Consider the following 17031-nt stretch of genomic DNA (forward strand, 5'->3'; position numbering starts at 1 on the left):
ATAGAGAAACTCGCTGCCCGGTGAGTCTTATGAAGGTCATCACAAAAGGACGGCGTGAAGCATTAAATCATTTTGTTCTGGCTACTGCATTCGGAAGTTAATCCAGGGTATATGACTCATTCCTGGTGTAAAAGCAGCTCAGACCGGCCCTTGACCTCAACTTAACTTAAGGTTTTAGAATGCCTGCTCTTAACTTCTATGGGCAAATTATGGATATGAACGAAATAGATGTTGGTTTCACGCATGTTGCATTTGTCGTCAGAAACCTGGATAGAAGTATTGCGTTTTATGAACGCTATGCCGGTATGTCTGTTGTTCACCAGCGCGAACCTGATGTTCCCGATGCGCGAAAAGTGGCATGGCTGAGCGATCGAACCCGCCCGTTTGCCCTCGTTTTGGTACAGTCAGATAATGTGACGGACACCCCATTAGGGAACTTCGGTCATCTGGGCGTTGCCTGTGCCAGTCGCCAGGAAATTGATGAAAAAATTAGTTTGGCACGTGCTGAAAATGTTTTGCGGAAAGAACCTGTAGATGCAGGCGATCCAGTGGGTTATTACGTTTTCTTCGCTGACCCAGACGGCAATACGTTGGAGCTCTCTTACGGACAGCGCGTAGGGCTGGAGTCCTCGGGTAATGCTATAAAGCAATAAACCACAGTTCTGATTGTTGTCAGGACAGTAAACTGCCTTCCGCCTGATGAAGGGGAAGGCATGCCTCATATTGGATTCAGGGCACTGATTTTCATAACGCCAGATATTAAGTTGCTGTTGTCAATTAACTATTGACGGACACGGCAGGTTCCACCGATAACACTTTAGCGGAGATAGTTAATTTAACATAATTAGTATTATGCGCACCAAGTACAGGTGTTAATTATGTTAAATATCAACCTGATAATGTCACTTTTTAGCTAGTTTATAATGTCACCCAGTTACGGCGCGTTTACCACCTTTCATTTTAACTTGGGAACTGAGGATGATATTTCAACTTCGGGTAAACATTTATTATTGGTGCAACTTAGTCATATCCGCTTCGAATATACGGGCATTTCTATTGGGCTAGTTATTTTGAGAACCTAATAAACTTCCGCATAAGCAATCCTATAAAAAGCATGACGAAAACGTACATATATCACAAAGATTATCTTATTCTCGACCACGAATAACATTGCAATAACATCAATTAAAAATACCAATACAACAGGAAACACGATATGAGAATAAGATCTTTGGGATGGGTATTTACCTTGCTGACGCTGGCAGCACAAAGCGCCATCGCCGACCCCGACCTGAGCAAGACCACCTTGAGCGTGGCCAGTACCGGCTGGAAAGTCGAACAGGCGGTGTTAAAGCTGGCGAAACTGGACGATACGCCCTATCGCGTTACGTATCAGGCCTTCCAGGGCGGCGCGCTGGGGCTGGAGGCGATGGCGGCCAACAAAGTGGATTTCGCCGTCACCAGCGAAATTCCGCCGGTATTTGCGTCGCTGGCAGCAAATAAAGGTAATTTCAAAATTATCGCGATTAAAAACAGCTCCACCCTGCATCAGGAATTGATCGTTCCGCCCAATTCGCCGATAAAAAGCGTGGCGGAATTAAAAGGCAAACGCGTCGGCTATATTAAATCCACCACCGCCCATTATTTCCTGTATCAGATGCTGAAAAACGCCGGTCTGAAATGGGACGATATTCAGCGTGTAGAAATTACCACCGCCGACGGCGTCACCGCGCTATTCAGCGGCGGTATCGACGCCTTCGCCAGCTACGGCAATTCGATTAAAGCCGCCGAACTGCGCGGCGCTACCCAGTTGGCCAGCGCCGAGAATATTCTGTCCGGCAATTTCCCAATCGCGGCGTCAGAAATTTCGCTGCAAGACCCCGGCAAACGCGCCGCCTTCGCCGACTACATCGGCCGCCTGAACGCAGCTTACCACTATGCCGAAACGCACCCGGAAGACTGGGCTAAAGTCTCAGCCGACCCAACCGGCCGCCCCTACGACGTCGCGCTGTCGGACATCAAAGCAGAGTACGTCCAGGGCCCGTCCCGCTACCTCGTGGTTTCGCCTGAAGCGCTCAAGTCCCAGCAGGACGTAGCCGACACACTGTACGCCACCGGGCTGCTGGAAAAACCGGCCAATGTCGCCACGTTCTACGACTCGACGCTGGACGTTCCAATCAATCAGGCCCTTGCCAAATACCTTCCCCGATAACTTCACGGAATGACCGCCATGCAGAAAAATCATCCCGTTTCACTCACCGCCGAGTCGGTGATTCAGCAGCCGCGCGTTATCTCGCCGCCGCGCTTCAAACCTGCGCTGGCGCGGCTGCTACGCCTGCTCGCCCCGTGGCTGCTGCCAATTGTACTGCTGATCGTCTGGCACCTTTCCAGTCTGAACGAAGCCAGCCGCTCCATTCTGCCGTCGCCGCTTGAGGTAGTAACGCGTGCCATCACCAGTCTGGAGAACGGCGATCTGGCCGAAAGCATGTACGTCAGCGCCCGGCGCGCCATCGCCGGTTTCCTGCTCGGTGGCAGCATCGGCTTCGTGCTCGGCCTGCTTAACGGTGTGTCGCGGCGGGCTGAAATTACCCTCAGCACCACGATCAACATGGTGCACAACATCCCGGTGCTGGCGGTGATCTCGCTGTTTATCGTCTGGTTTGGCATCGGTGAGGAAGTGAAAATCGCCATGGTGGCGTTCGGCGTGTTTTTCCCGGTGTACGTCAATACCTTCCACGGTATCAGGAACATCGATCGCGGTCTGCTGGAAATGGGCAAGGTCTACGGTTTCACGCCGCTGCAAATGTTCCGCGACATCATCTTCCCCGGCGCGCTGCCTTCGATTCTGGTCGGTGTGCGGCTGTCGCTAAGCATCATGTGGCTGGTGCTAATAGCTGCTGAAACCATCGCCTCCGACGCCGGTATCGGCTACATGGCCATCACCGGCCGCGAGCTGATGCAAATGGACAAAGTGGTACTCAGCATCATCATCTATGCGCTGCTCGGCAAACTGTCCGACGTCATCGCCTCGTCGCTGATGCGCCGGGTGCTGCGCTGGCGCAACTAACAGGAACTCCATCATGACGTCCCCCAACGGCTACGGCATTACCCTCGACAACGTCAGCAAGCGTTTCGGCGACGTGCCCATTCTCAACAACGTTAGCCTGACGCTGGCACCCGGCGAGTTCGTCGCCATCGTCGGCCACAGCGGCTGCGGCAAAAGCACGCTGCTGCGCATGATCGCCGGGCTGGAACAGCCTACCAGCGGCACCATCACCATCGACCGTCAGCCGATCGACGGCGTCAATCCGCACGTCCGCGTGCTGTTTCAGGAAGCGCGTCTGCTGCCCTGGCGCAGCGTGCTGGACAACGTGCGTTCCGGCTCTCCGAACCGGGACGACGACGTGGCGCGAAGCGTGCTGACCAAAGTCGGGCTGGCCGATAAGCAGCGCAGCTGGCCGGGCGTGCTGTCCGGCGGGCAGAAGCAGAGAGTGGCACTGGCGCGCGCACTGGTGGCCGAACCGCGCGTGCTGCTGCTGGACGAACCGCTCGGTGCGCTGGATGCACTCACCCGCCTCGACATGCAGGCGCTGATCGAGAATGTCTGGCTGGAGCAGCGCTTCACCGGCATTTTGGTTACCCATGACGTGGACGAAGCCGTGCGGCTGGCGGACCGGGTGATCGTTATGGCGCACCAGCACATCGCGTTGGATGTCCGTATCGAACTCAGCCGTCCACATACCGCCGAAGAGGACCAGTTGCACTACAAGAAACTGATTCTCAGCAAGATCCTGCACCTGCCGGAACATCAGAGCCCACAGGCAGAATTCACCATCTGAGAGGAATCATCATGCTTACTATCAAGGCACCGGAACAGTATCTCAACCAGCCCGATCTGCTGTCGCAGGCGGGCGAGCACATCTCGCGCTACGGCAAACGCGCCTTTATCATCACCGGCCAGACCGCGTTCGAACAGGTCGGCGGCACGCTGACCGCCAGTCTGGGCGAGCAGCGTATCGCCCACCAGACGGTGACGCTCAGCGGCTACCCGACGCGGCGCATCATCGAGCTGTTCAGCCAGCAGGCTAAAGACTTTACCGCCGACGTGATTATCGCCATTGGCGGCGGCCGGGTGTGCGACACCGCCAAAGTGGTGGGCGATCGGCTCGGCCTGCCGGTAGTGGCTGTGCCCACTATCGCCGCCACCTGCGCCGCCTGGGCGGCGGTGTCGATCCTCTACGACGAAGAGGGCGACTTCGACGCCGTACACCTCAACCGCCGTTCCCCGGTGCTGGTGCTGGCCGACACCAGGGTGATTCTGGCCGCCCCGGCGCGCTACACCCACGCCGGGGTGCTCGACACGCTTGCAAAATGGTACGAAACCGAGCCGAACCATACGCCAGACGTCCATTCGCTCACTCTGCCGCAAATGATCCACACCGCGCGACTGGCGTTCGACGTGCTTTCGCGTCAGGCAAGGCAGGCCATTGAAGAGGGGCAACGCGGCGTGATAACGCAGGCCGGGCTGGACACCGTCGACGCCATCATCTACCTGGCCGGACAGGTCGGCACCCTGCACGACGGTCGCTACTTCGGCGGCTTCGCCCACCCGTATTATCAAGCCTCCACCCGACTGGCCCATACCCGCTACCGCCTGCACGGCGACAAGGTGGCGCTGGGGCTGCTGACGCAGTTCGTCATCAGCGGCACCGACTACGACAGCTTCCGCGAGCGCGTGCAGCTGTTCGAACAGTTCAACCTGGCGCTGACGCTGGAAGAGATCGGCATCAGCGACGACATCGACGCCGATATCGCCCTGCTGGCGCAGGAAACCTTCAGCGAGCTGCAACGCCTGACGCGCCTGCCCTTCGCCTCCGGCCCGCAGCAGATTGAAACCGCCATCCGCCAGACCGACCGCTGGGTGCGGCAGATCCGTGCCGCCGTTCCCCATCACACCGCCGCCTGACAGGAGCCTTAAATGATCCCGACCCATCGTAAAATCCTTGACGATCTCAGCCCGTTCATACCGGCGAGAACGTTGGAAGCCACCCGGCAGGAGCTGGGCACGCAGCAGATCCTCAATCTGTCGGCTAACGAGAACACCTTCGGCCTGTCGCCGCGGGTGAAGCAGGCGCTGCTCGACCACTGGAACGATCTCAGCTACTACCCGGACTCCACCGCCGCCGCGCTGCGGCGGCAAGTGGCCGACTATCATCAACTGCCGCCCGAACAGTTGATTTTCGGCACCGGCTCTTTCCAGTTGATTGAGCTGGTCGCCCAGACGTTTCTGTCGCCGGGTGATGAAGCTATCGCGCTGACGCCGTCCTTCCCCTACTACTACAACGCCACCCGTCAGATGGCAGCCCGTTTCGTTTCCGTGCCGCTGCAGGATTTCACCATCGATCTGGAGCCGCTCAAACAGGCAATAAACGACAAGACCCGCGTCATCTGGCTGTGCAACCCCAACAACCCGGCGGGCGGCATCGTGACCGAGCCGACTCTGCGCCAGTTTCTTCAGTCGATCCCACGCGATATCGTGGTGGTGCTGGATGAGGCCTATGTGGATTTCGTCGACGACCCGGATTTCCCGGACAGCCCGCGCCTGCTGCGCGAGTTCGGCAATCTGGTCATCCTGCGCACCTTCTCCAAGGCCTACGGGCTGGCGTCGTTCCGCATCGGCTACGGCATCGCCCGCCCGGAACTGATCGACCTGATGAGCCGCCTGCACCTGCCGGTCAACATCAGCACCCCGTCGCAGCTCGCCGCCATCGCCAGTCTGGCGGATCGGGACTATTACCAGCGGGTCGTCGATGGCGTTAAGGCGGGACGGGAACTGTACTACCGGACGCTGGACGCGCTGGGACTGCGCTACATCCGCTCGCACGGCAATTTCGTGCTGTTCCATACCGGGCTGCCGAACAGCCAGCCGGTGGTCGACGTCTATTACCAACAGGGAATATTGATTCGTGCGGGCGAAGGATTCGGCCTGCCGGGTTGGCTACGCGTCACCATTGGCACGCCAGAAGAGAACCGGCGGGTGCTGGCGCTGCTGCCGCAGGCGCTGGTACAAACGGAGCAACGCCGCACCCTGCAGATGATTTGAACGGGGCTGCACGGTCAAACGGGCCTGTCATCTGGCCCGCTTTCCGTTATGTGCCGGGAAATACGCTGGCGGATTATCACCCTCAGCAGCAGAAAAATCAGCCTTTCTCCGTCTGCACAGACAGCGAATTTTTCAGCATCTTCGCTGCCGCGACCTTTTCTATATCTTCCAGCGCCACGCCTCGGGTTTCCGGAACGTAACGCGACAGGAACCAGTAACAGACGACGTTAAACACCACGAAGATCCACATGGAGAACGCGCCGTGGAACTGCTCCTGTAGCCAGGCATTGTCGTTGACGATCGGGAACACCAGGGTGATCAGGAAGTTGCTGATCCACATCAGACCCACGGCCAGTCCCATACTGAATTCACGGATTCTGTCCGGGAAAATTTCCGAGATCATCACCCAGGCACCCGCACCCCAACCCATACCAAAGAACAGCGTGAAGATCAGGATGCCGCTGATGGCGATATAGCCGACATCATTGGTGTACAGACCCCAGGAGGCAATCAGCAGCCCGACGATGGCACCGACGGTGCCAATCTTCATGATCGGCAGACGGCCGTAGTGGTCGAACAGGTGCATGCCGATAAATGCGCCAATACCATTGAGCAGGGCGACAAAAATCGTTTCGAAGAAGATGATGTCTTTATCACTGGTGGTGTCTTCCAGCATCATCGGGGTGTAGTAGTTGATGACGTTGATGCCGGTGAACTGCTGTAGAACCGCAATCGCCACACCAACTACCAGGATATAGCGCAGCGCCAGGTTGTCCGCCAACGCGCCTTTGCTCGCTGTGTTTGAGCTTCTGGCGGGTGATGATGGCAGCTGAAACAGCTGACGGGCCTCTTCCTGATTAAGCTCCGGATAGATACGCGACAGCACTTTAATCGCCTGCTCGCTGCGGTTATGCCGGATACACCAGTGCGGCGACTCCGGTAAGCAAATGATCAACACCAGCATCGCCAGCGACGGCACCAGCTGCACAGCCATCATAATCCGCCAGCCGGTTTCGACCATCCAGGCCTGCGGCATGCCGCGTGCAATCAGATAGTTGACGATAAACACCGCCAGCACGCCGACCACCATCGACAGATCGTACGTCCCGGTTGCTTTGCCGCGCATTTTGGCCGGCGACATTTCAGAGATATACATCGGGGCCACCGTCGCTGCCAGGCCCACGGCGATACCGCATATCAGCCGCGAGCCGGTAAACAGCGTAAACGAGTCCGCGACGGCCGAAAAATAAGAGGTCACCACAAACAGGATGGCGCTGAGCAGCATCACCGGTTTGCGGCCGGTTTTATTCGCCATTTTCCCGGCGGTCAGCGCACCAATCACCCCGCCAAAGATCACGCTGGAAACCGCCCAGCCGGTTTGAACCGAATTCAGGCCGAAGGTGTGCTGAATCGACTCCAGCGTGGCGGCAATCACCCCTTCGGAATAACCAAACATAAATCCACCGGCGGAAGCCGCCAGGCAGAGCATATACACGTAACGGGCATTAAACCTGTGTTTATAAGACATGGTATTGCTCTCCGTTATGCCTTGGCAGGCAGAATGGTGCTGAGCCAGTCACGCGCTCTGGCGACGGTGATGTCCGGGCACTCCAGCGAAGGATCCTGCTCGGCTTCTACCACTACCCAGCCCTCGTAACCCGAGCGGCGGATAAACTCGAACAGCGGCTGGAAATCAATCGCGCCGTCACCGGGGATGGTAAACATGCCGGCCCACACCGCATCGTTGAACGAGAGATCGCCGCTGCGCACGGTTTCCAGTACCTGCGGACGCACGTCTTTCAGGTGGATATGCTTAATCCGTGGGCCAAACTCCGAAATCAGATCGACGTAACTGAACCCGCCCGTCAGCGCATGTCCGGTGTCCAGCAGCAGGCCGACTTCATCGCCGGTTGCCGCCATCAGCTGGCGAACTTCATCGCGCGTTTCCACCACCATCATCAGGTGGTGGTGATACGCCATAGCCAGACCGTAGCGTTCCGCCAGCGCCCTGGCGAACTCAGTCAGCCGCGCACCATACGCCGCCATCTGCGCCGGAGTTAACTTCTTACGGCGGGACATGGGCACATCCAGCGCGTTCTCCGCCATCGCGGCGCACTCGCCGTACACCATTACCCGCGCCCCGGTTTTCTGCAGCAGCGTGGCAAACTCATCAACCGCGATCAGTTCCTCATTCACGCTGCGCTCGGCGAGAAAACCGCTGTGCCAGCCGGATGCCAGGGAAAGGTGATAACCGGACAGCAGCGTATTCAGTTCGTCAGGATCGCGGGGAAATAAACGGCTCATCTCAACGCCTTCATAACCCGCAGCCTGCGCGCCCGTCAGGCATAGCTCTGCCGTGGCATCTTTACCAAACTCTTCTATGACTTCATTGGCCCAGGAGAGCGGACTGATTGCCACTCTCACCGGTAAACGGGGAGCATTATTTGTTTTCATATTATTCTCTACGTCACGCATTAATACAGGGAGGTATTAAGGTGATAACGATCGAATTCATTAATTAAGAATGAACGTTAACACCCGAGGTTCGATAATAGTTAAATTAATTCGCGTATTTTTTAATGGAGGCTAACAGCTCCTTTGTTAATAAAGCAGGATCGCGTTCCCACAGGCGCGGGCTGATTAATTCAATTGACCAGGCTCCGTTATAGCCAGTGGATTTAACGGCTTCGGACCAGGCGCGAAGATCGATTTCCCCTTCTCCCGGTATGCAGTCGCGTAATACCGTTTCATCCCAGGGTTCCTGCGGGCTGTGCGGCACGCGGCCGTCACCGAAGTGCACGCCAAAAATCATATCTTTATCCATCGTAGCGACATCCTGCGGCGTGGCGCCGGAGGCATAGAAGTGCCAGAAGTCGACCACCACACCGATATTCTTCTTATCAATCCGGCGGATCACCTCCCGCGCCTGGCTTAGCGTGCGGAATTTGGTGAAGGCGGGCAGCTCGATCATATAGCGAATGCCGTGCTGTTCACCGATGGTGGCGATAGCAGAAATATTTTCGCTCATGATGTCCATGATCTTGTCATCAGCATAATGGTCGATGCCGGTACGCGGTAATATCATGACGGTTTCGGTACCCAGCTCAACGGCCTCACGGGTGATTTTTTCCGCTTCGGCCAGCAGCTGCTGCTTCTCGCTCCCCTCATGCCGTTCAATTCTGTCGAGTGCGCTGAGAAATGAAATGTAAAGCCCCGCATCGGCAATAATCTGTTTTATTTCCTGCGTGGTTCCGCCATTTTCTAAATAGCGCACCAGTTTAGGATAAAATATTTCCAGCGCGTCGAACCCCGCCTCTTTCGCGAGTCGTACATCCGTTATTAAATTACCGTGGCTGGTCGAAATACCATGTAATGAGGTCAGCATTATAATCACCTTAATATGCAGATAATAAGATCGTTATTCCGGCAACCGATTTTTTAATCGCGCCGCCCGGCAGGCGCTCTGATTATGCAGAGCGCCGTTTAACAGACTATTCAGGGTAAAATTGAATCAGGGTAAGGCGTAGGCAATCACGTAATCGCCGCGATTTTTATTGGTGCCGGTGCGAGTCGCACCGCCGTCCACCACCACGATGTACTGCTTACCGTCCTTGCCGATATAGCTCATTGGCGTGCCCTGCCCGCCGACCGGCAGACGGGTGCGCCAGACTTCCTTACCGGTATCGTTGTCGAATGCGCGCAGGTAGTAGTCCAGCGTGCCGTGGAAGAAGCTCAGCCCGCCCGCTGTGACCAGTGGACCGCCGAGGTTGGGCATGCCCAGTGGAATATACAGGTTCGGCACAATGCCCTCCTTCGGTAAAAAACTGTTATGGATCGGTGCATCCTGGATGCCGCCAAGCGGCACCTGCCACTTAACCTGGTTGTTCGCCAGATCGATAGCGGTCAGCGAGCCGAACGGCGGTTTGAAGCACGGTGTACCCAGCGGTGACAGGAACATCCCGCGCTCCACGCCCCACGGCGTGCCCTTCTGCTCGGAATATTCGCCTTCGGTTGACGGTTTCAGCCCCCCCTTCGCGGCCTCCTCACGGGACAGGAAGCGCCCCACCATCGCCATGCGAATGTCATTGACGTAAAGCACACCGGTCGCCGGGTTGATCGCCATGCTGCCCCAGTTCTGGCCGCCGTAATAACCCGGCCAGATCAGCGTGTCCTGCTTATCCGACAGCGGCGTCCACTCCCCTTCGTAGCGCAGCTTCTTGAACTGCACGCGGCAGTAGAGCTGATCGAAGATCGTGGCTCCCCACATATCGGACTCTTTCAGCCGGTCGACGCCCACGGAGAGCGCAGAGTAAGGCTGGGTATCAGCGACCTGCATCCCCGGCATGACATCGGTCGGCACTTTACGCTGCTCCACCGGGTAAACCGGCTTGCCGGTACGGCGATCCAGCACAAAAATCTGGCTGCGCTTGGTGCCCTGGATGATCACCGGAATAGTGGTGCCATCCTTCTGCGGCATATCGTACAGAATCGGCTGAGTGGAAACGTCGTAGTCAAACTGGTCAATGTTGGCGGTGCGGAAGTGCCAGCGCTCCTTGCCGGTTTTCAGGTCGACGGCCACGATGGCATCGTTGTACTCGTTAGAGTACGGATGACGGTCGCCGGTCCAGAAGTCAGGCGTCTGGTTACCCGTCGGGAAATAGGCCAGACCCAGCTTAGGATCGTAGGCGGCGGTGCCCCAGAAGTTAGGCGTTTCAATCGGATAGGTCTGCCCAACCGGCAGCGGGCTGCTGTCGCTGGCACCGCGTTTCGCATCCCAGGCCCACAGGATCTTGCCGCTTGCCACATCATAGCCACGCACAACGCCGCCGGGCTCGCCAACGGTCAGGTTATCGTTCAGACGGCCCCCCACCATGATCACCCCGTCGGCCACCAGCGGCGCGGAGGTGACGTTATAACTGCCCTGCTGTCCCCCTTTGGCGTCAGCGGGCAGGCCCACGGTCAGATCGACGTAGCCGCCGTTGCCAAAGTCTTCACACAGTTTTCCCGTTTCGGCATCCAGCGCCACAATGCGGGCATCGATGGTCGTTTCAATGATACGTTTGCGGCAGGTGGCCGCAGCGGAAACTCCCGCTCCGGTAACCTCGCCGGTGGTCGGGCTGGTCGCCGACAGCGCGTCGAGATCGGCATAGCCCACTCCGCGGCATCGCTTCCAGCCCTGGTTGCTTTCGAAGATTTTCGGCTGCGGGTCGAAACGCCACTTCTCTTTACCGGTTGTCGCATCAACCGCAATCACCTTACTCAGCGGCGTACACAGATAAACGGTGTCGGCGACTTTCAGCGGGGTAACCTGATATTCGGCACCGTCCACCGCCATGTCTCCGGTGCGATAGGTCCAGGCGACCTTCAGATCCTTGACGTTGCTTTTGTTGATCTGGTCAAACTGGACATATTTTTCGCCGAGGGTGTTACGCCCCCAGGCCGACCAGTCGTTGCCGCCTTCGTGACCGGCCTGAGGATTAATCACCGGCGCGGCTTCGCCCGATGCGGTGACTTCCGCATGGGGAATAAAGATGCCGCTAATCAACGCGACCAGGGCAATAAAGAAGGCACCGGCCGTGGTAAACGCCGACTTTTTGCCGGGGGTCGGCAGGCCATTTTTCCGGGTCAGCCACGGCGCACACAGGGACGCCAGCATACCGATACCGAGGAACACCGTTACGCGCGGCAGGAACTGCCAGAAATCATCGCCAATTTCCCAGCAGGCCCAAATCACGCTGTACAGCGCCAGCCCCAGCGCAACCGGCCAGGCGAAGAAACGCCTACGCATTAAGCCGTAGCCGGTGATGCACAACAGAACCCCTGCGAACAAATAGAACCAGGCTCCCCCTAATACCGCGAGCCAGGCACCGCCTGCCGCCAGTGCTGCTCCCAGGATAATCACCAGTGCACCGATAGCGCCCAGTAGCCAAACAGATTTTGTCATTTTGTCTTCTTCCGCTTACTTGCCATTGTTATCCGTGAGGCATCGATTAATACTTCGCACGCCTCTTATTGATACATAAAGTGTCAAATTAGACGCAAAGTAGATCGAAAGAGACAATTGAGACAATGAAAGAAGATCAAAAATGAGACGCAAATCGAATTTTCATTTCAAAAATGCTTGAAAATGAATCATTCAATCTGAAATAGTGCAAAAATAAAGCTAGCTGGACATCAAGTTATGCCAGCCATTGGGTTTCTTCACCGAAATGATACAAAAGGACTCAAAAGATACTCCTCATCTCACTGCATGAAGAAAATTCTGTATGAATTCAATTCATCACATTTGACACTGACCCCAGCGGTCAGATGAAATCCAGTACGTCGGCGACCGGGCGGCGCGGTTTCTGCGGCCAGTTCTCGGGCAGTGCCCTGCCGACCGACACCAGCATCACCGGCAGCTCCGAGTCGGCCAGCGCAAACGTCCGGGCCACCGCATCCGCATCAAAACCGATCATCGGCGTTGACCCCAGGCCCTGCGCATGCGCCGCGTAGATCAGCGCCGTCGCGCCAATGGCACCGCTTCGCACCGCCTCATCACGCTGGCGCTGCGGCTGCTCAAAATAGAGGCCGCGTGCGGCACCTTGCCATCCTTCCACCATCTGCGCGGGCATGATCCCCGCCGCCACGGCTGGTGCCAGACGCTGCGGCAGCACGCTGTAGTCGATCAGCTGGCCGCAGACGATAAAGGTCACGGCGGCATCGGTGATCTTAGGCTGGTCCCACGCGAGCGTTCGCAGCGTTGCTTTGGCTTCGGGGGTGCGCACGGCAATAAAACGCCAGTTCTGGAAGTTGAAAGCCGTGGGGGCAGTGGTTGCGACGCGCACCAGTTCGCGGATTTGCTCGTCGCTTAACGTGGCAGCCGGATCATACAGGCTGGTGGTTGTGCGGCTTAAAAGGGATGCGATAACGGTATTGCTCATGGTTATTCCTGTAATTGATTAGACGGGTGGTCAATGCCTGCGCGACCTTCAGAGCCCGATGCAGACCACATGTATAACGATCGTTATAAATCTAGGGGAGCCGGACCCGCCCTGTCAATTACTTTTGTAACGATCGGTATTTATATCAATTAGTGAAGGAGCCTGAAATGAAACAGAGGGGATCTGCACGCAGCCTCAGGTTAAGGCCAAACGCACGCCCGGCAGCTAACCGCCGGGCGAACTTAACAGTTACTCGGGATAGCCAATCCGTTCCGGCTGGCGCTGCATAATAATTTTACCGTGTCGAATCGAGGTCAGCACCCGGGCCTGACGGCACACCGCATCGTAGTCATTTTCGGCATCCAGGATCAGCAGGTTCGCCGGGCGTCCTTCGGCAATACCGTAGTTATCCCCGAGGCACATCGCCCGCGCGCTGTTATCGGTAATCAGGTCGAGGCAGCGCTGCAAATCGTCATACCCCAGCATATGGCAGATATGCAGACCGGCATCAAGAATGCGCATGATGTTGCCGTTGCCCAGCGGATACCACGGGTCCTGGATCGAGTCCTGCGCAAAGCAGACGTTGATCCCGGCACGGTCCAGCTCCGCCACCCGCGTCACCCCGCGACGTTTCGGCCAGGTGTCGAAGCGGCCCTGTAAATGAATGCTCTCCGTTGGGCAGGAGATAAAGTTAATACCCGAGGCCTTAAGCAAGCGGAACAGCTTGGAACAGTAAGCGTTGTCGTAAGATCCCATGGCGCAGGTATGGCTGGCGGTTACCTTCGCCCCTATCCCGCGTACCCGCGCTTCTTCCGCCAGCACTTCCAGAAAGCGCGACTGCGGATCGTCGATTTCATCGCAGTGTACATCCACCAGGCAGTTGTGGCGCTCGGCCAGGTCCATCAGGAAAGTCAGCGAACTGATGCCCTTCTCACGGGTGAATTCGTAGTGCGGGATGCCGCCCACCACGTCGGCACCCATCTCAATGGCGCGGGTCATCAGCGCGCGGCCGTCGGGGAAGGATTCAATGCCCTCCTGCGGGAACGCCACGATCTGCAGGTCAATAAGATGAGCGGCCTCTTTTTTCACGGCCAGCATGGCCTCAAGCGCCGTCAGGGAGGGGTCGGTAACATCAATATGGGTACGAACGTGCTGCACGCCATTATCGCGCAGCATACCAATGGTTTTCAGCGCGCGCTGGCGCGTATCTTCAATCGTGACGGTCTGTTTGCGCTGGCTCCAGCGGGCGATCCCTTCAAACAGCGTGCCGCTGCGGTTCCACTCCGGCTCGCCCGCCGTCAGCGTGGCATCAAGGTGGATGTGCGGCTCAACAAACGGCGGGATAACCAGTTTTTGCTGCGCGTCGAGATCGTCGGTCCCGGCCACCTGCACAGAGGACTGCTCGGTGATGCGGTTAATCACGCCGTCAATTAATTCAAGGGTATAGAGTGATGCTTTATGGCGCAGGCGCGCGTTGATCAGTTTCATAGATGTTCCCGTAAATGGTTTTGTGACATACGCCAGATCGTCAGCGCGACCGAGGCGTTGAGATGGAACTGTGGATGACCGATCGCATAGCCGGTCAGCTTTTCAATACGTTGAATGCGTTGATGCAGGGTGTTGCGGTGGATGCCCAACCGCTCGGCGGCCCTGACCACGTTGCCGTTCTCCTGAAACAGCGTTTCCAGCGTCTCCATCAGCAGCCAGGGGCTTTTGCGGTCACGCTCTATCAGGCAGCCGAGGTGGTCATGCATAAAATCACTCAGCAGCGCCGGGTCGTTAATGGCAGAGAGCAGCTTGATAAACCCCAGCTGCTGATAGTCGCTGATGCGCTGCGCCGGGCGCAGGTTTTCACTCAGATCCAGTGCCTGACGCGCCTGCGACAGCGCGCGCTGATAGTCTTGCAACTGCTGTACCTTCGCCGACAGGCCGCACAGCAGCGACAGCCCCTCATTGCCTTCCGCCAGTTCACGCAGCCACTGCTGCAACCACGTTTTCTGCTGATAAAAATCATCTTCCTCGTCCGGCAGCAGGAAGATAAACATATTGCCGCGCTCGACCAGCGGAAAGCTGTTGCCCTGCTGATTCAGCTGCTGCTGCAGGCGCTGGCGTAGAGTACGGCGCGCCTGCTGTAGCCAGGCTTCGGCCTGCTCGGGGGGAAACTGGCGAAACAGGTTCTGTATCCCCTCAAGGCGCAGTGCCGCCACCCGCAGCGGGCGGGTGAAATCCAGCTGCTGATGGATTGCGCGCTGCTGTAGCATCTGCAAATCGGGATAATCTCCGGTTAACAGCTGCATCAGAATATCGCGCTGCGACTGCAGGGCATTTTCGCTGCGTACCAGGGCGGTGCCGATGCGTTCGGTCACGATCACCATCTTCAGCAGATAGGGCTGCTCGATCAGTGGAATACCCAGTTCATCGGCCAGTGCGATAAGGCGCGGCGGGATTGACTGAATATAGGCGTCACCGGTGAGGATCACCATGCCGGCGATCCCGCGCTGTTTGCCCTCCATCAGCAGCTGGATCAGATTGTCCTCATCGCGGGGATGATTGATGCCGGTGATAAACACCAGCTCTCCCCCCATGATCCAGTCCGCGATAGTTTCGTTTTCCGCCACGTAGTACCAGCGCACCGCCAGCTGCAACCCCTGCCCGCCCGCGCGCAGCCGCATGGCGGAGAGCCCTTCCAGAGCAAGGATATCGCTTAGCGTCAGGCTCATGGCTACTGCTCCGCGACTGAATCGGCGGCGGGCTGGCGTTTGCCGAGGCGGGTCAGAGCAATATAGACCAGCGCGGAAACAGTAATACCCACCAGCGGTGCGATCCACGGCGACAGATAAGCCACCACCGCCCCCACCGCGTAGGCGCAGAGCCCCGACCAGTTAAAGCGCGGTAAGCGGGCTGTGTGCAGTAAAGGATAGCGGCCGCCGCGATAGAACCAGTAGTCGGCGAGGATAACGCCGCCGATCGGCGGGATAATGCTGCCCAGCAGAACGAGGAATGGGATCAGCATTTCATACATACCACCAATCGCCAGCAGAATACCGACCCCAGCGGAAACGACCGTCAGGGTGCGGCGGCGCTCGCTGCGCAGCAGATGGCAGGCGGCCGCCGAGACGTTATAAATCGTCGGCCCCTGGATCGTCAGCAGGTTGAGGCACAGCATCACCACCGCAGCGGCGGACAGCCCCTGCAAAATCAGTACCTCGACGATATCGGCCTGCTGGTAAACGATCGCACACCAGGCTCCGGCCACAATCATCAGCCCGTTACCGATCAGGAAGCTGCTCATACTGGCCACGATGGCGGTACGGCTGGAGCGGGCCAGGCGCGTCCAGTTTGTCGCCTGGGTCGCGCCGCTGGCGAAGGTGCCGAATACCATGGTAATCGCCGCCGACCAGGTCATGGTTTCGCTGGCGTTCGGCTCGATCAGGGTCATCGCCTGCCAGCCACCGGCGTGATGAGCAGCGATGTACATCGATATCACCAGCAGAATAAACATCAGCGGCACAGACACGCGGGACAGCGCATCCAGCCCCTTGTAGCCCACCAGCGCGGTGACGCAGAACAGAATACCGAACAGGATCATCAGCGGAACGGTCATCACCTCGGGTATGCCGAGGATTTTGACCAGTGAAATAGCCACGGTCGCCGTTCCCCAGGCGTACCAGCCCAGCTCAGCGAAGCCCAGGATAAAATCCGCCAGCTTGCTGCCGATTTCTCCGAAGCAGAAACGCCCCATCAGCACGGTATTCAGCCCGCTGCGGGCCGCGATCCAGCCGAGCGACGCAGCATAGAGGGCCAGCAGCAGGTTACCAATCACGGCAATCCACAGCAGGTTAACAATGGAAAACGAGACGCCAAGTTTTCCTCCCGCGAACATCGTGCCGGTAAAGAACGTAAAGCTGAACAGGACCATGGAAATCGAAAATACACCCTTGCGCCCCGAGGCGGGCGCTTCGACGAGCGGGAAATCATTGCTGTTTGACATAGTTAACCTCTGAG

At 57.6% G+C, this 17031-nt stretch carries 14 protein-coding genes; 6 read left to right on the forward strand and 8 right to left on the reverse strand.

Annotation, left to right across the window (positions count from 1 at the left end; genetic code table 11):
- Positions 1–215: 215 nt before the first annotated feature.
- From OMR58_RS00735 to hisC, 6 genes are all read left to right on the forward strand, one after another.
- A complete protein-coding gene (locus OMR58_RS00735) occupies positions 216–653 on the forward strand; it encodes a VOC family protein (protein ID WP_200545062.1) in 438 nt (145 codons plus the stop codon).
- 563 nt (positions 654–1216) lie between these two features.
- Positions 1217–2212 (forward strand): ABC transporter substrate-binding protein, encoded by a 996-nt coding sequence (locus OMR58_RS00740; protein ID WP_264545115.1) that lies wholly within the window; start codon positions 1217–1219, stop codon positions 2210–2212.
- Between the two features lie 18 nt (positions 2213–2230).
- Positions 2231–3067, forward strand: a complete 837-nt coding sequence (locus OMR58_RS00745; RefSeq protein WP_264545116.1) for an ABC transporter permease subunit — start codon at positions 2231–2233, stop codon at positions 3065–3067.
- A gap of 13 nt (positions 3068–3080) precedes the next feature.
- Complete coding sequence (locus tag OMR58_RS00750) at positions 3081–3839, forward strand: ABC transporter ATP-binding protein (RefSeq protein ID WP_264545117.1); 759 nt, start codon at positions 3081–3083, stop codon at positions 3837–3839.
- 11 nt (positions 3840–3850) lie between these two features.
- The gene (locus tag OMR58_RS00755) at positions 3851–4966 is read left to right on the forward strand and encodes an iron-containing alcohol dehydrogenase family protein (RefSeq protein WP_264545118.1); all 1116 of its coding nucleotides are present in this window, start codon (positions 3851–3853) and stop codon (positions 4964–4966) included.
- 12 nt (positions 4967–4978) lie between these two features.
- The gene (gene hisC, locus OMR58_RS00760) at positions 4979–6103 is read left to right on the forward strand and encodes a histidinol-phosphate transaminase (protein ID WP_264545119.1); all 1125 of its coding nucleotides are present in this window, start codon (positions 4979–4981) and stop codon (positions 6101–6103) included.
- Between the two features lie 97 nt (positions 6104–6200).
- On the opposite strand, the gene OMR58_RS00765 is transcribed toward hisC, so the two are convergent.
- The 8 genes from OMR58_RS00765 to codB form a co-directional block, all read right to left on the reverse strand.
- Positions 6201–7631 carry a sugar porter family MFS transporter gene (locus tag OMR58_RS00765; protein WP_264545120.1) on the reverse strand — a complete coding sequence of 477 codons (1431 nt, stop codon included), beginning with the start codon at positions 7629–7631 and terminating at the stop codon, positions 6201–6203.
- A 14-nt stretch (positions 7632–7645) separates the two neighbouring features.
- Positions 7646–8557 carry a myo-inosose-2 dehydratase gene (iolE, locus tag OMR58_RS00770; protein ID WP_264545121.1) on the reverse strand — a complete coding sequence of 304 codons (912 nt, stop codon included), beginning with the start codon at positions 8555–8557 and terminating at the stop codon, positions 7646–7648.
- Between the two features lie 106 nt (positions 8558–8663).
- Positions 8664–9488, reverse strand: a complete 825-nt coding sequence (locus OMR58_RS00775) for a sugar phosphate isomerase/epimerase family protein (RefSeq protein WP_264545122.1) — start codon at positions 9486–9488, stop codon at positions 8664–8666.
- A 126-nt stretch (positions 9489–9614) separates the two neighbouring features.
- Positions 9615–12047 (reverse strand): membrane-bound PQQ-dependent dehydrogenase, glucose/quinate/shikimate family, encoded by a 2433-nt coding sequence (locus OMR58_RS00780; protein ID WP_264545123.1) that lies wholly within the window; start codon positions 12045–12047, stop codon positions 9615–9617.
- Positions 12048–12408: 361 nt separating this feature from the next.
- The gene (locus tag OMR58_RS00785; protein ID WP_264545124.1) at positions 12409–13026 is read right to left on the reverse strand and encodes a nitroreductase family protein; all 618 of its coding nucleotides are present in this window, start codon (positions 13024–13026) and stop codon (positions 12409–12411) included.
- A gap of 249 nt (positions 13027–13275) precedes the next feature.
- Positions 13276–14514: a cytosine deaminase gene (gene codA / locus OMR58_RS00790; RefSeq protein ID WP_200559091.1), complete on the reverse strand. Its 1239-nt coding sequence runs from the start codon at positions 14512–14514 to the stop codon at positions 13276–13278.
- Positions 14511–15746, reverse strand: coding sequence for a PucR family transcriptional regulator (locus OMR58_RS00795; protein ID WP_105591817.1), 1236 nt, complete (start codon positions 15744–15746; stop codon positions 14511–14513). Before OMR58_RS00795 ends, codA begins: the two co-directional genes overlap by 4 nt.
- 2 nt (positions 15747–15748) lie before the next feature.
- Entirely contained in the window at positions 15749–17017 is a 1269-nt protein-coding gene (gene codB / locus OMR58_RS00800; RefSeq protein WP_264545125.1) for a cytosine permease, read from the reverse strand.
- Positions 17018–17031 lie beyond the last annotated feature (14 nt).

Origin of the sequence: Erwinia sp. INIA01 (genome assembly GCF_025947915.1) — a bacterium.
GTDB lineage: Bacteria > Pseudomonadota > Gammaproteobacteria > Enterobacterales > Enterobacteriaceae > Erwinia > Erwinia coffeiphila.

Excerpts from the sequence above, each read along its gene's own strand:
- OMR58_RS00755 (WP_264545118.1), top strand. The coding sequence starts at position 3,851 with ATGCTTACTATCAAGGCACCGGAACAGTATCTCAACCAGCCCGATCTG.
- OMR58_RS00740 (WP_264545115.1), top strand. The coding sequence starts at position 1,217 with ATGAGAATAAGATCTTTGGGATGGGTATTTACCTTGCTGACGCTGGCA.
- OMR58_RS00735 (WP_200545062.1), top strand. The coding sequence starts at position 216 with ATGAACGAAATAGATGTTGGTTTCACGCATGTTGCATTTGTCGTCAGA.
- OMR58_RS00750 (WP_264545117.1), top strand. The coding sequence starts at position 3,081 with ATGACGTCCCCCAACGGCTACGGCATTACCCTCGACAACGTCAGCAAG.
- OMR58_RS00765 (WP_264545120.1), bottom strand. The coding sequence starts at position 7,631 with ATGTCTTATAAACACAGGTTTAATGCCCGTTACGTGTATATGCTCTGC.
- OMR58_RS00795 (WP_105591817.1), bottom strand. The coding sequence starts at position 15,746 with ATGAGCCTGACGCTAAGCGATATCCTTGCTCTGGAAGGGCTCTCCGCC.
- OMR58_RS00780 (WP_264545123.1), bottom strand. The coding sequence starts at position 12,047 with ATGACAAAATCTGTTTGGCTACTGGGCGCTATCGGTGCACTGGTGATT.
- OMR58_RS00745 (WP_264545116.1), top strand. The coding sequence starts at position 2,231 with ATGCAGAAAAATCATCCCGTTTCACTCACCGCCGAGTCGGTGATTCAG.
- OMR58_RS00775 (WP_264545122.1), bottom strand. The coding sequence starts at position 9,488 with ATGCTGACCTCATTACATGGTATTTCGACCAGCCACGGTAATTTAATA.
- codA (WP_200559091.1), bottom strand. The coding sequence starts at position 14,514 with ATGAAACTGATCAACGCGCGCCTGCGCCATAAAGCATCACTCTATACC.
- iolE (WP_264545121.1), bottom strand. The coding sequence starts at position 8,557 with ATGAAAACAAATAATGCTCCCCGTTTACCGGTGAGAGTGGCAATCAGT.
- hisC (WP_264545119.1), top strand. The coding sequence starts at position 4,979 with ATGATCCCGACCCATCGTAAAATCCTTGACGATCTCAGCCCGTTCATA.
- OMR58_RS00785 (WP_264545124.1), bottom strand. The coding sequence starts at position 13,026 with ATGAGCAATACCGTTATCGCATCCCTTTTAAGCCGCACAACCACCAGC.
- codB (WP_264545125.1), bottom strand. The coding sequence starts at position 17,017 with ATGTCAAACAGCAATGATTTCCCGCTCGTCGAAGCGCCCGCCTCGGGG.